The organism is Streptococcus sp. 2342, assembly GCF_013276795.1.
GTDB lineage: Bacteria > Bacillota > Bacilli > Lactobacillales > Streptococcaceae > Streptococcus.
Window position 1 is genome coordinate 24084 of the sequence record NZ_VMLR01000004.1, and the last position, 13838, is coordinate 37921.

Here is a 13838-nt window from a genome sequence, read left to right on the forward strand (position 1 = left end):
ACAAAAAGATTGTCACAAACCCCTATTTTTTTGATAGAATAGAAGTAGTAAAAAAGAAATGAGTTAGACATGTCAAAAGGATTTTTAGTCTCTCTTGAGGGACCAGAGGGAGCAGGAAAGACCAGTGTTTTAGAGGCTCTGCTCCCAATTTTAGAGGAAAAAGGGATAGAGGTGCTGACGACCCGTGAACCTGGCGGAGTCTTGATAGGAGAGAAGATTCGGGAAGTGATTCTGGATCCAAGTCATACTCAGATGGATGCTAAAACAGAGCTATTGCTCTATATCGCTAGTCGCAGACAGCACTTGGTGGAAAAAGTTCTTCCAGCACTTGAAGATGGCAAGTTGGTCATTATGGACCGCTTCATCGATAGTTCTCTTGCATATCAGGGATTTGGTCGTGGCTTGGATATTGACGCCATTGACTGGCTCAATCAGTTTGCGACAGATGGCCTTAAACCTGATTTGACACTCTATTTTGACATCGAGGTGGAAGAAGGACTGGCTCGCATTGCTGCTAATAGCAATCGTGAGATCAATCGTTTGGATTTGGAAGGGTTGGACTTGCATAAAAAAGTTCGTCAAGGCTACCTTTCTCTTCTGTACAAAGAAGGAAATCGCATTGTCAAGATTGATGCTAGTCTCCCTTTGGAGCAAGTTGTGGAAACTACCAAGGCTGTCTTGTTTGACAGAATGGGCTTGGCCAAATGAAACAAGATCAACTAAAGGCTTGGCAGCCAGATCAGTTTGACAGCTTTGTCCATATCTTGGAGCAAAATCAGCTCAATCACGCCTATCTCTTTTCAGGTTTCTTTGGAAGTTTGGAAATGGCGCAGTTTTTGGCTAAGAGCCTTTTTTGTACAGATAAAGTAGGTGTTTTACCATGTGAGAAATGCCGAAATTGTAATCTGATTGAACAGGGAGAATTTCCCGATGTCACCTTGATTAAGCCAGTCAATCAGGTCATCAAGACAGAACGCATTCGAGAATTGGTGGGCCAGTTTTCTCAAGCAGGGATTGAAAGCCAGCAACAGGTCTTTATTATCGAGCAAGCTGATAAAATGCATCCTAACGCAGCTAATTCTCTGCTCAAGGTCATCGAAGAACCCCAGAGTGAGGTTTACATTTTCTTCTTGACCAGCGATGAAGAAAAGATTTTACCGACAATTCGAAGTCGGACCCAGATTTTCCACTTTAAAAAGCAGGAAGAGAAGCTCATCTTGCTCTTAGAACAAATGGGACTGGTTAAGAAAAAAGCGACTCTTTTAGCCCAGTTTAGTCAATCGCGAGCTGAAGCAGAAAAGTTGGCTAATCAGGCAGGCTTTTGGACCTTGGTCGATGAAAGTGAACGCCTGCTGACTTGGTTAGTAGCTAAGAAAAAAGAAAGTTATCTGCAGGTTGCTAAACTAGCTAGCTTGGCAGATGACAAGGAAAAACAAGATCAGGTTTTACGGATTCTTGAAGTCCTCTGTGGGCAGGACCTCCTGCAAGCAAGAGTAAGAGTGATTCTACAAGATTTGCTAGAAGCCAGAAAAATGTGGCAAGCCAATGTCAGCTTTCAAAATGCCATGGAATATCTGGTCTTGAAAGAAATGTAAACTCAAAAATGAATGATAAAGAAAGGAAAGGGCTGGTTTATGGACAAAAAAGAATTATTTGACGCGCTGGACGATTTTTCCCAACAGTTATTGGTGACCTTGGCCGATGTGGAAGCCATCAAGAAAAATCTCAAGAGCCTAGTAGAAGAAAATACAGCTCTTCGCTTGGAAAATAGTAAGTTGCGAGAACGCTTGGGTGAGGTGGAAGCAGATGCTCCTGTCAAGGCCAAACATGTTCGCGAAAGTGTCCGTCGCATATACCGTGATGGATTTCACGTTTGTAATGATTTTTATGGACAACGTCGAGAGCAGGACGAGGAATGTATGTTCTGTGACGAGTTGTTATATAGGGAGTAAGCATGCAGATTCAAAAAAGTTTTAAGGGGCAGTCTCCCTACGGCAAGCTGTACCTAGTGGCAACGCCGATTGGCAATCTAGATGATATGACCTTTCGAGCCATCCAAACCTTGAAAGAAGTGGATTGGATTGCAGCTGAGGACACGCGCAATACAGGGCTTTTGCTCAAACATTTTGATATTTCCACCAAGCAGATCAGTTTTCATGAGCACAATGCCAAGGAAAAGATTCCTGATTTGATTGGTTTCCTGAAAGCAGGACAAAGTATTGCTCAGGTATCGGATGCAGGTTTGCCTAGTATCTCAGACCCTGGTCATGATTTAGTCAAGGCAGCTATTGAGGAAGATATTGCGGTTGTGACTGTTCCAGGTGCCTCTGCAGGAATTTCTGCCTTGATTGCCAGTGGTTTGGCGCCACAGCCACATATCTTTTATGGTTTTTTACCGAGAAAATCAGGCCAACAAAAGCAATTTTTCGACTCGAAAAAAGACTATCCTGAAACACAAATTTTCTATGAATCACCTCATCGTGTAGCAGACACGTTGGAAAATATGTTAGAAGTCTACGGTGACCGCTCGGTGGTCTTGGTTAGAGAATTGACAAAGATTTACGAAGAATACCAACGAGGTACAATTTCTGAATTACTGGAAAGCATCTCTGAAACGTCTCTCAAGGGTGAATGTCTTCTGATTGTTGAAGGTGCCAGTCAGGATGTGGAGGAAAAAGACGAGGAAGACTTGTTCGTAGAAATCCAAGCCCGTATCCAGCAAGGCATGAAGAAAAATCAAGCTATTAAGGAAGTAGCTAAGATTTACCAGTGGAATAAGAGTCAACTCTACGCTGCCTACCACGATTGGGAAGAAAATCAATAAAATGACTAAACAGGGAAGTTTGCCTTCTTCCCTTTTTTTGTTATACTAGTAGAAGAAAAAATTAGAAAGATTTGTGGGAGTGAAAAAGTCTGGGGGACTTTTTCACCCTGAGCCAAGAAATTCGAAAACTCTTAAGTCCGATTGGCTTTTTCAATGTGAACCTTGTCTTCACACTCCCAAAGAGGTATTAGTGTCGTGTCTCAATCTTATATCAATGTTATCGGTGCTGGTTTGGCAGGTTCTGAAGCAGCCTACCAAATTGCAGAACGTGGTATTCCAGTTAAACTTTATGAAATGCGTGGTGTCAAGTCAACACCTCAACACAAAACAGACAATTTTGCTGAGTTGGTTTGTTCCAATTCCCTACGTGGGGATGCTTTGACCAATGCTGTCGGGCTACTCAAGGAAGAAATGCGCCGCTTGGGTTCTGTCATTTTGGAATCAGCAGAAGCTACACGTGTTCCTGCAGGCGGTGCCCTTGCGGTGGATCGCGATGGTTTCTCCCAAATGGTGACCGAAAAAGTAGCCAATCATCCCTTAATCGAAGTAGTGCGTGATGAGATTACAGAATTGCCGACGGATGTTATTACGGTTGTCGCTACTGGTCCTTTGACCAGCAATGCCCTAGCTGAGAAGATTCATGCCCTTAATGACGGCGATGGCTTCTATTTCTACGATGCGGCAGCGCCTATTATCGACGTCAACACTATCGATATGAGCAAGGTTTATCTTAAGTCTCGTTATGATAAGGGGGAAGCGGCCTACCTCAATGCCCCTATGACCAAGCAAGAGTTTATGGATTTCCATGAAGCCTTGGTCAATGCGGAAGAAGCACCGCTCAATTCTTTTGAAAAAGAAAAGTACTTTGAAGGCTGTATGCCTATCGAAGTCATGGCCAAACGAGGTATTAAAACCATGCTTTATGGTCCTATGAAACCAGTCGGTTTGGAGTATCCAGATGACTACACAGGACCTCGTGATGGAGAATTTAAAACACCGTACGCGGTGGTTCAGCTTCGTCAGGACAATGCAGCTGGTAGCCTCTACAATATTGTTGGTTTCCAGACCCACCTCAAATGGGGAGAACAAAAGCGTGTCTTCCAAATGATTCCAGGTCTTGAAAATGCTGAGTTTGTTCGTTATGGTGTTATGCACCGCAATTCTTACATGGATTCACCAAATCTTCTTGAACAGACTTACCGTTCTAAGAAACAACCAAATCTCTTCTTTGCTGGTCAGATGACGGGTGTAGAGGGTTATGTTGAATCAGCGGCGTCAGGCTTAGTTGCGGGAATTAACGCGGCTCGTCTTTTCAAGGGAGAAAGCGAGGCTATTTTCCCAGAGACGACGGCTATCGGAAGCTTAGCTCATTACATCACCCATGCCGACAGCAAACATTTCCAACCAATGAATGTCAATTTTGGGATCATCAAGGAGTTGGAAGGCGAGCGTATCCGTGATAAGAAGGCTCGTTATGAAAAAATTGCAGAGCGTGCTCTTAGCGACTTAGAGGAATTTTTAACTGTCTAATTTTTTTCAAAGAATTGCTCATGATACTATAAAAATCTTAGAAATTGTGATAAAATAGGTAGGATAAAAGAAGGAGAGTGAAAATGGCGAATCCCAAGTATAAACGTATTTTAATCAAGTTATCAGGTGAAGCCCTTGCCGGAGAACGTGGCGTAGGGATTGATATCCAAACAGTTCAAACAATCGCAAAAGAGATTCAAGAAGTTCATAGCTTAGGTATCGAAATTGCCCTTGTTATCGGTGGAGGAAATCTCTGGCGTGGTGAACCTGCTGCAGAAGCAGGAATGGACCGCGTTCAGGCAGATTACACAGGAATGCTTGGGACTGTTATGAATGCTCTTGTGATGGCAGATTCATTGCAACAAGTTGGTGTCGATACGCGTGTACAAACAGCGATTGCCATGCAACAAGTGGCAGAGCCCTATGTACGTGGACGTGCCCTTCGTCACCTTGAAAAAGGCCGTATCGTTATCTTTGGTGCCGGAATTGGTTCACCATACTTCTCAACAGATACAACAGCGGCTCTTCGTGCAGCTGAAATCGAAGCAGATGCCATCCTTATGGCTAAAAATGGCGTCGACGGTGTTTACAATGCCGATCCTAAGAAAGACAAGACAGCCGTTAAGTTTGAAGAATTGACTCACCGTGACGTTATCAATAAAGGTCTTCGTATCATGGACTCAACAGCTTCAACCCTCTCAATGGACAACGACATTGACTTGGTTGTCTTCAACATGAACCAACCAGGCAACATCAAACGTGTCGTATTTGGTGAAAATATCGGAACAACAGTTTCAAATAATATCTAAGAAAAGGAATAAGAAAGATTATGGCTAACGCAATTATTGAAAAAGCTAAAGAGAGAATGACCCAGTCTCACCAATCACTTGCTCGTGAATTTGGTGGTATTCGTGCTGGCCGTGCCAATGCAAGCTTGCTTGACCGTGTACATGTAGAATACTACGGAGTAGAAACTCCTCTTAACCAAATCGCTTCAATTACGATTCCAGAAGCGCGTGTTTTGTTGGTGACACCATTTGACAAATCTTCATTGAAAGACATCGAACGTGCCTTGAACGCTTCTGATCTTGGTATCACACCAGCTAATGACGGTTCTGTGATTCGCTTGGTTATCCCAGCTCTTACAGAAGAAACTCGTCGTGACCTTGCTAAAGAAGTGAAGAAGGTCGGTGAGAATGCTAAAGTGGCTGTCCGCAATATCCGTCGCGATGCTATGGACGAAGCTAAGAAACAAGAAAAAGCAAAAGAAATCACTGAAGACGAATTGAAGACTCTTGAAAAAGACATTCAAAAAGTAACAGACGATGCTGTCAAACACATCGATGACATGACTGCTAATAAAGAAAAAGAACTTTTGGAAGTCTAAAAATAAACAGAAAAACTCAGTTGGCATTGCTGGCTGAGTTTTATTCGAAAGAAGGAAATATGAATACAAATCTTGCAAGTTTTATCGTTGGACTGATCATCGATGAAAACGACCGTTTTTACTTTGTGCAAAAGGATGGTCAAACCTATGCTCTTGCTAAGGAAGAGGGCCAACATACAGTAGGGGATACGGTCAAAGGTTTTGCATACACGGATATGAAGCAAAAACTCCGATTGACAACTCTAGAAGTGACTGCCACTCAGGACCAATTTGGTTGGGGACGTGTCACAGAGGTTCGTAAGGACTTGGGTGTCTTTGTGGATACAGGCCTTCCTGACAAGGAAATCGTTGTGTCACTCGATATTCTCCCTGAGTTCAAGGAACTCTGGCCTAAGAAGGGCGACCAACTCTACATCCGTCTTGAAGTGGACAAGAAAGACCGTATCTGGGGCCTCTTGGCTTATCAAGAAGACTTCCAACGTCTAGCTCGTCCTGCCTACAACAACATGCAGAACCAAAACTGGCCAGCCATTGTTTACCGCCTCAAGCTGTCAGGAACTTTTGTTTACCTGCCAGAAAATAACATGCTTGGCTTTATCCATCCTAGCGAGCGTTACACAGAGCCACGTTTGGGGCAAGTATTAGAAGCGCGCGTTATTGGTTTCCGTGAAGTGGACCGTACCTTGAACCTCTCCCTCAAACCACGTTCTTTTGAGATGTTGGAAAATGATGCCCAGATGATTTTGACTTATTTAGAAAGAAATGGCGGTTTCATGACCTTAAATGATAAGTCATCTCCAGACGATATCAAGGCAACCTTTGGCATTTCTAAAGGTCAGTTCAAGAAAGCACTCGGTGGTTTGATGAAGGCTGGTAAAATCAAGCAAGACCAGTTTGGGACAGAGTTGATCTAGGGAGACTTATGAGAAAATCATTTTACACTTGGCTCATGACCGAGCGCAATCCTAAAAGCAACAGTCCCAAGGCTATATTGGCAGACCTAGCTTTTGAGGAGTCAGCCTTCCCAAAACACACAGATGATTTTGATGAGGTGAGTCGCTTTTTGGAGGAGCATGCCAGTTTCTCTTTTAACCTAGGAGATTTTGACGCTATCTGGCAAGAATACTTAGAACACTAGACTTTATTCATTAGGTTTGGGCTAGTAATTTATCCATCCCTTTGCTATAATAAAAAGAAATAAAAGGATTAGAGAGGTTCTTTATTTGAAGGAACATTCAATTGACATTCAACTGAGTCATCCAGATGACCTGTTTCATCTTTTTGGTTCCAATGAACGCCATCTTCGTTTGATGGAAGAAGAGCTTGATGTGGTGATTCATGCCCGTACGGAGATTGTCCAGGTTTTGGGAGAAGAGACTGCCTGTGAGGAAGCTCGTCAGGTTATTCAAGCTCTCATGGTCTTGGTGAATCGTGGGATGACGGTTGGGACGCCAGATGTGGTGACTGCGATTAGCATGGTCAAAAACGATGAAATCGACAAATTTGTCGCCCTTTATGAAGAAGAAATTATCAAGGATAATACAGGGAAGCCTATCCGTGTCAAAACACTAGGTCAAAAACTTTATGTGGACAGTGTTAAACAGCATGATGTGACCTTTGGAATCGGACCTGCAGGAACAGGGAAGACCTTTCTTGCAGTGACCTTGGCAGTGACTGCCCTTAAACGTGGTCAGGTTAAGCGGATTATCCTAACACGCCCGGCAGTGGAAGCTGGCGAGAGTCTAGGTTTTCTTCCGGGAGATCTTAAAGAGAAGGTAGATCCTTACCTTCGACCTGTTTATGATGCCTTGTATCAGATTCTGGGGAAAGACCAAACGACTCGTCTCATGGAGCGTGAAATTATCGAAATCGCCCCCCTTGCCTATATGCGTGGACGAACCTTGGATGATGCCTTTGTCATTCTCGATGAGGCGCAAAATACGACTATCATGCAGATGAAGATGTTTTTGACTCGTTTAGGTTTTAATTCTAAGATGATTGTCAATGGAGATATCAGTCAGATTGACTTACCACGTAATGTCAAGTCCGGTTTGATTGATGCCCAAGAAAAGCTCAAGAACATTCACCAGATTGACTTTGTTCATTTTTCAGCTAAGGATGTGGTTCGCCATCCAGTTGTTGCTCAGATTATTCGAGCTTATGAACCAGCTCCAGTTAAAAAAGAAGAGAGTGAAGAAGTCCAAGAAGAAACAGAATAGCAAAAAAGAGCAGTTCAGGTGGACTTGCTCTTTCTTTTATCTGATAATTAGATTTTTTATACTAGTTCATCAATTGGAGTATGTTTTTTATTGAGGCCTTGGGCTACTGGAAGACTGGTTAAGTAACCTTGATAAGTGGTAACACCTTGGCGCAAGCCCTCATCTTCAGAGATTGCTTGTACAAAACCTTTACCAGCCAAAGCTTCGATATAAGGAAGAGTGACATTGGTTAGGGCAATGGTTGAAGTACGAGCAACCGCACCAGGTATATTGGCAACGGCATAGTGGAGAACACCGTGTTTTTCATAGACAGGTTCATCATGCGTTGACACACGGTCAGCTGTTTCGATAACGCCACCTTGGTCAACGGCAACATCCACAATGACTGAACCTGGGCGCATTTGCTTGACCATCTCATCAGTCACCAATTTTGGTGCTTTGGAACCAGGGATAAGAACCGCTCCGATCACCACATCCGCATCTCTCACACTTGCTTCGATGTTAAATGAATTTGACATAAGTGTTTGGATTTGATGGCCAAAGACCTCCTCTAAAATGGAGAGACGTTTAGCACTGTTATCAAGGATGGTTACTTGTGCACCAAGACCAAGAGCAATTCGAGCAGCATGGGTACCTACGACACCGCCACCGATGATGGTTACTTTCCCTTTAGGTACACCTGGCACACCACCCAGTAAGACACCAGAACCTCCTGCTTGCTTAGTTAGGAAATGAGCACCGATTTGGACTGCCATACGGCCTGCAACCTCACTCATAGGTACGAGGAGTGGTAATTGACCTTGGGAATCACGGACAGTTTCATAGGCAATCCCAGTTGTTTTTGCTTCCAACATAGCATCTGCTAATTCTGGAGCAGCGGCCATGTGCAAGTAGGTGAAGAGAAGCAGGTCGTCACGTAAGTAATCATATTCAGAAGCTAATGGTTCTTTTACTTTCACGACTAACTCTGCAGACCAGGCCTCACCAGCAGTAGCGACAATTTCAGCTCCTTGCTTTTGATAGTCAGCATCAGTAAAGCCAGAACCGAGACCAGCATTTGTTTCGATAAGGACACGATGACCACGACCGACTAAGCTGTGGACACCAGCAGGTGTGAGGGCAACACGGTTTTCATTATTCTTAATCTCTTTTGGAATTCCGATTAACATAGAGAAAAACTCACTTTCTATTGACGGGTTGTAAATGATTTATCACAATTATCTATAAAATAAGGTGATGATTTTATTCTATATGAAACCGCTTTAAAAAGCAAGAAAAATTTGTTATCACTTCTTTTTTATGCTATACTGATAGAAAATACTTTTGAATGGTAGAAACGTATGGAATCAATTTTTGTAAAACTTGCCCAGTATCCGTCTATAGAAACGGAGCGTTTATTGCTTAGACCTGTAACCTTGGACGATGCGGAAGCAATGTTTGACTATGCCTCGGACAAGGATAATACACGTTACACTTTTCTAACCAATCAAAATTTAGAAGAAACCAAAAATAATATTGCTCAGTTCTACTTGGCTAATCCCTTGGGACGTTGGGGAATAGAACTAAAAAGCAATGGTCAGTTTATCGGAACCATTGACTTGCACAAGATTGATTCTGTTCTTAAGAAGGCAGCTATTGGCTACATTATCAATAAAAAGTATTGGAATCAAGGATTGACGACAGAATCCAATCGTGCCGTAATTGAGCTGGCTTTTGAGAAGATTGGAATGAACAAGTTGACCGCCCTTTACGATAAGGCTAATCCCGCGTCAGGAAAGGTCATGGAGAAATCAGGAATGCGTTTTTCTCACGAAGAAGCTTATGCTTGTATGGACCAGCATGAAGAAGGCCGAATCGTGACAAGAGTTCATTATGTCTTGACCAAGGAAGACTATTTTGCAAATAAATAAGCAGTTGAAAAGAAATTTTCAACTGTTTTTTCTTTCTCTTACGAATAATCTAAGAGAGGAGAATATATGGAAGCAATTATCGAGAAAATCAAAGAGTATAAAATCATTGTTATCTGTACAGGTCTAGGCTTGCTTGTTGGCGGATTTTTCCTGCTAAAACCAGCTCCACAAACATCTGTAAAAGAAACGAATTTACAGGCTGAAGTTGCAGCTGTTTCCAAGGATTCATCGACCGAAAAGGAAGTGAAAAAGGAAGAAAAGGATGAACCCCTTGAACAAGATTTAATTACAGTAGATGTCAAAGGTGCTGTTAAAGCACCTGGAATTTATGATTTGCCGGTAGGTAGTCGGGTCAATGATGCTGTTCAGAAGGCTGGTGGCTTGACAGAGCAAGCAGACAGTAAGGCACTCAATCTAGCTCAGAAAGTTAGTGATGAGGCTCTGGTTTACGTTCCTACTAAGGGAGAAGAGACAGCTAGTCAACAGACTGGTTCTGGAGTGGCTTCTTCAACAAGCAAGGAAAAGAAGGTCAATCTCAACAAGGCCAGTCTGGAAGAACTCAAGCAGGTCAAGGGACTGGGAGGAAAACGAGCTCAGGACATTATCGACCATCGTGAGGCAAATGGGAAATTCAAGTCAGTAGACGAGCTCAAGAAAGTCTCTGGCATTGGTGCCAAGACCATAGAAAAGCTAAAAGATTATGTTACAGTGGATTAAGAATTTCTCAATTCCTCTAATTTACCTGAGTTTTCTGTTGCTTTGGCTTTACTACGCCATTTTTTCAGCATCCTATCTTGCTTTGTTGGGCTTCGTTTTTCTGCTAGTCTGCCTCTTTATCCAATTTCCTTGGAAATCTGCGGGCAAAGTTCTAATGATTTGCGGAGTCTTTGGCTTTTGGTTTCTGTTTCAAAATTGGCAACAGAGTCAAGCGGGTCAAAATTTGGCGTATTCTGTTGAAAGGGTACGGATTTTGACTGACACTATTAAGGTCAATGGTGACAGTCTATCCTTTCGTGGCAAGTCTGATGGACTCATTTTTCAAGTTTATTATAAACTCCAGTCCGAGGAGGAGAAAGAAGCCTTTCAAACCTTGACAGACCTTTATGATATAGAACTAGAAGGAAAACTTTCGGAGCCAGAAGGGAAGAGAAATTTTGGTGGCTTTGACTACCGAGCCTATCTGAAGACTCAGGGAATTTACCAGACTCTCAATATAAAAAGAATCCAGTCGCTTCAAAAAGTCGGCAGTTGGGATATAGGTGAAAACCTGTCCAGTTTACGCCGTAAGGCTGTGGTTTGGATTAAGACGCACTTTCCAGACCCTATGCGCAATTACATGACAGGGCTTCTATTAGGACATCTGGACACCGACTTTGAAGAGATGAATGAGCTTTATTCCAGTCTAGGAATTATTCATCTTTTTGCCTTGTCGGGCATGCAGGTAGGATTTTTCATGGATGGCTTTAAGAAACTACTCTTGCGATTAGGCTTGATCCAAGAAAAGTTGAGGTGGCTGACTTATCCCTTTTCCCTTATCTATGCTGGTCTGACAGGATTTTCGGTATCGGTCATTCGCAGTCTCTTGCAGAAGCTACTGGCTCAACATGGTGTTAAGGGCTTGGATAATTTTGCCTTGACGGTGCTTGTCCTCTTTATTGTCATGCCAAACTTTTTCTTGACTGCAGGAGGAGTTTTGTCATGTGCTTATGCTTTTATCTTGACTATGACAAGCAAAGAAGGGGAGGGGCTTAAGGCTGTTGCCAGAGAAAGTCTAGTCATTTCCTTGGGAATATTGCCCATTTTATCCTTCTATTTTGCAGAATTTCAGCCTTGGTCTATCCTTTTGACCTTTGTCTTTTCCTTTCTATTTGACTTAATCTTCTTACCGCTCCTGTCTATCTTATTTGCCCTTTCCTTTCTCTATCCAGTCATTCAGCTGAATTTTATTTTTGAATGGTTGGAGGGAATGATTCGCTTTGTATCACAGGTGGCAAGTAGACCGCTTGTCTTTGGACAACCCAATGCATGGCTTTTAATTTTATTGTTAATTTCCTTGGCATTAGTTTATGATTTGAGGAAAAACATTAAAAGGCTAATGGTGTTGAGCTTATTGATTACAGGTCTCTTTTTCTTGACCAAGTATCCACTAGAAAATGAAATCACCATGCTGGATGTGGGGCAAGGCGAAAGTATTTTCCTACGGGATGTAGCTGGTAAAACTATTCTCATAGATGTAGGTGGCAAGGCAGAATCTGATAAGAAAATCGAAAAATGGCAAGAAAAGACGACGACCAGCAATGCTCAGCGAACCTTGATTCCCTATCTTAAAAGTCGAGGAGTAGCCAAGATTGACCAGCTAATTTTGACCAACACGGACAAGGAACATGTTGGAGATTTGTTGGAGGTGAGCAAGGAATTCCATGTAGGCGAAATTTTAGTGTCAAAAGGCAGTCTAAAACAGAAGGAATTTGTGGCAGAACTACAGGCGACTCAAACTAACGTGCGTAGTGTGACAGTAGGGGAGAACTTATCCATTTTTGGAAGTCAGTTAGAAGTTCTATCTCCAAGGAAAATGGGAGATGGCGATCATGAAGATTCCCTGGTTTTGTATGGAAAACTCTTGGATAAGCACTTTCTCTTCACGGGAAATTTGGAGGAGAAAGGAGAGAGGGACTTGCTGAAGCACTATCCAGACTTGAAAGTGGATGTTTTGAAAGCTAGCCAACATGGCTCTAAAAAATCACCAAGTTCAGCCTTTCTAGAACAGCTCAAACCAGAGCTTACTCTTATCTCAGTTGGAAAGAGCAATCGAACGAAACTACCCCATCAGGAAACTTTGACACGACTGGAAGGTATCAATAGCAAAGTTTATCGAACTGACCAGCAAGGAGCTATACGATTTAAAGGTTGGAAAAGTTGGAAAATCGAAACGGTTGGTTAATGAGCAGAAACTTTTCAAAAAAATAACTTTTTATCTTGACAAGGGCTAGAAAACTTGGTATCATATAAAAGTTGAGAAAAGCAGAAGTGAGAGCTTCTCGCCTTGTGACATTAAGTTGCCTGGCCCTACGGATGAAAAGTTTCTAAGAAACGCTATCATAACGTGCGGGCTTGTATAATTACGAGTCCGCTATTGTTTTTCTCTAATAAAACAAAAGAGGTGAAAACCATAGCAAAGCAAGACTTATTCATCAATGATGAGATTCGTGTACGTGAAGTTCGCTTGATTGGTCTTGAAGGAGAACAGCTAGGCATCAAGCCACTCAGTGAAGCGCAAGCTTTGGCTGATAACGCTAATGTTGACCTAGTATTGATTCAACCCCAAGCCAAACCGCCTGTTGCAAAAATTATGGACTACGGTAAGTTCAAATTTGAGTACCAGAAGAAGCAAAAAGAACAACGTAAAAAACAAAGTGTTGTTACTGTGAAAGAAGTTCGTCTAAGTCCAACGATTGACAAGGGTGACTTTGATACAAAACTTCGCAATGCACGCAAATTCCTTGAAAAAGGAAATAAAGTTAAGGTATCTATTCGCTTTAAGGGTCGTATGATTACCCATAAAGAGATTGGTGCAAAAGTTTTAGCCGAGTTTGCTGAAGCAACTCAAGATATTGCCATCATCGAACAACGTGCTAAAATGGATGGACGTCAAATGTTCATGCAATTGGCGCCAGCGACTGACAAAAAATAATTGTCAGAAAGTTAAATAAAGGAGAAAAAATCATGCCAAAACAAAAAACACACCGCGCATCAGCTAAACGTTTCAAACGTACAGGTTCTGGTGGACTTAAACGTTTCCGTGCTTACACTTCTCACCGTTTCCACGGAAAAACTAAGAAACAACGTCGTCATCTTCGTAAAGCATCTATGGTGCATTCAGGAGATTACAAACGTATCAAAGCAATGCTTACTCGCTTGAAATAATAGTTTGACTGTAAGTAAACAATTCTAGGAAATATTTGGAGGAA

The 13838-nt window shown here is 42.4% G+C and carries 16 protein-coding genes and 1 other annotated feature; of the genes, 15 read left to right on the plus strand and 1 reads right to left on the minus strand.

Annotation, left to right across the window (positions count from 1 at the left end; all coding sequences use genetic code 11):
* Positions 1–69: 69 nt before the first annotated feature.
* From tmk to HT689_RS06205, 10 genes are all read left to right on the plus strand, one after another.
* Positions 70–708: a dTMP kinase gene (gene tmk / locus HT689_RS06160; RefSeq protein WP_173226395.1), complete on the plus strand. Its 639-nt coding sequence runs from the start codon at positions 70–72 to the stop codon at positions 706–708.
* Positions 705–1595, plus strand: a complete 891-nt coding sequence (locus HT689_RS06165) for a DNA polymerase III subunit delta' (RefSeq protein WP_173226397.1) — start codon at positions 705–707, stop codon at positions 1593–1595. Before tmk ends, HT689_RS06165 begins: the two co-directional genes overlap by 4 nt.
* Positions 1596–1634: 39 nt before the next feature.
* Positions 1635–1952: a DNA replication initiation control protein YabA gene (gene yabA, locus HT689_RS06170; protein WP_000358228.1), complete on the plus strand. Its 318-nt coding sequence runs from the start codon at positions 1635–1637 to the stop codon at positions 1950–1952.
* Positions 1953–1954: 2 nt separating this feature from the next.
* Positions 1955–2824: a 16S rRNA (cytidine(1402)-2'-O)-methyltransferase gene (gene rsmI / locus HT689_RS06175; RefSeq protein ID WP_173226400.1), complete on the plus strand. Its 870-nt coding sequence runs from the start codon at positions 1955–1957 to the stop codon at positions 2822–2824.
* Between the two features lie 195 nt (positions 2825–3019).
* A complete protein-coding gene (gene trmFO / locus HT689_RS06180) occupies positions 3020–4354 on the plus strand; it encodes a methylenetetrahydrofolate--tRNA-(uracil(54)-C(5))-methyltransferase (FADH(2)-oxidizing) TrmFO (protein WP_173226402.1) in 1335 nt (444 codons plus the stop codon).
* 83 nt (positions 4355–4437) lie between these two features.
* The gene (gene pyrH / locus HT689_RS06185) at positions 4438–5163 is read left to right on the plus strand and encodes a UMP kinase (protein ID WP_000002995.1); all 726 of its coding nucleotides are present in this window, start codon (positions 4438–4440) and stop codon (positions 5161–5163) included.
* A 20-nt stretch (positions 5164–5183) separates the two neighbouring features.
* Positions 5184–5741: a ribosome recycling factor gene (gene frr / locus HT689_RS06190; protein WP_001262225.1), complete on the plus strand. Its 558-nt coding sequence runs from the start codon at positions 5184–5186 to the stop codon at positions 5739–5741.
* Between the two features lie 59 nt (positions 5742–5800).
* Positions 5801–6655: an RNA-binding virulence regulatory protein CvfB gene (gene cvfB, locus HT689_RS06195; protein WP_173226404.1), complete on the plus strand. Its 855-nt coding sequence runs from the start codon at positions 5801–5803 to the stop codon at positions 6653–6655.
* 8 nt (positions 6656–6663) lie between these two features.
* Positions 6664–6879 carry a YozE family protein gene (locus HT689_RS06200; RefSeq protein WP_001232084.1) on the plus strand — a complete coding sequence of 72 codons (216 nt, stop codon included), beginning with the start codon at positions 6664–6666 and terminating at the stop codon, positions 6877–6879.
* Positions 6880–6964: 85 nt separating this feature from the next.
* On the plus strand, positions 6965–7960 hold the full coding sequence (locus tag HT689_RS06205; RefSeq protein WP_050242508.1) for a PhoH family protein: 996 nt from the start codon (positions 6965–6967) through the stop codon (positions 7958–7960).
* 56 nt (positions 7961–8016) lie between these two features.
* On the opposite strand, the gene ald is transcribed toward HT689_RS06205, so the two are convergent.
* Positions 8017–9129 carry an alanine dehydrogenase gene (ald, locus tag HT689_RS06210; protein WP_173226406.1) on the minus strand — a complete coding sequence of 371 codons (1113 nt, stop codon included), beginning with the start codon at positions 9127–9129 and terminating at the stop codon, positions 8017–8019.
* A gap of 171 nt (positions 9130–9300) precedes the next feature.
* Between ald and HT689_RS06215 the strand changes: the two genes are divergently transcribed.
* From HT689_RS06215 to rpmI, 5 genes are all read left to right on the plus strand, one after another.
* A complete protein-coding gene (locus tag HT689_RS06215; RefSeq protein ID WP_173226408.1) occupies positions 9301–9870 on the plus strand; it encodes a GNAT family N-acetyltransferase in 570 nt (189 codons plus the stop codon).
* Positions 9871–9936: 66 nt separating this feature from the next.
* Positions 9937–10587 carry a helix-hairpin-helix domain-containing protein gene (locus HT689_RS06220; protein WP_173226409.1) on the plus strand — a complete coding sequence of 217 codons (651 nt, stop codon included), beginning with the start codon at positions 9937–9939 and terminating at the stop codon, positions 10585–10587.
* A complete protein-coding gene (locus tag HT689_RS06225; RefSeq protein WP_173226411.1) occupies positions 10571–12811 on the plus strand; it encodes a DNA internalization-related competence protein ComEC/Rec2 in 2241 nt (746 codons plus the stop codon). The genes HT689_RS06220 and HT689_RS06225 overlap by 17 nt, the downstream gene beginning before the upstream one ends.
* A 72-nt stretch (positions 12812–12883) precedes the next feature.
* Positions 12884–13015, plus strand: a sequence feature (ribosomal protein L20 leader region).
* Between the two features lie 15 nt (positions 13016–13030).
* A complete protein-coding gene (infC, locus tag HT689_RS06230; RefSeq protein WP_000848180.1) occupies positions 13031–13561 on the plus strand; it encodes a translation initiation factor IF-3 in 531 nt (176 codons plus the stop codon).
* A 32-nt stretch (positions 13562–13593) separates the two neighbouring features.
* The gene (gene rpmI, locus HT689_RS06235) at positions 13594–13794 is read left to right on the plus strand and encodes a 50S ribosomal protein L35 (protein ID WP_001125943.1); all 201 of its coding nucleotides are present in this window, start codon (positions 13594–13596) and stop codon (positions 13792–13794) included.
* Positions 13795–13838 lie beyond the last annotated feature (44 nt).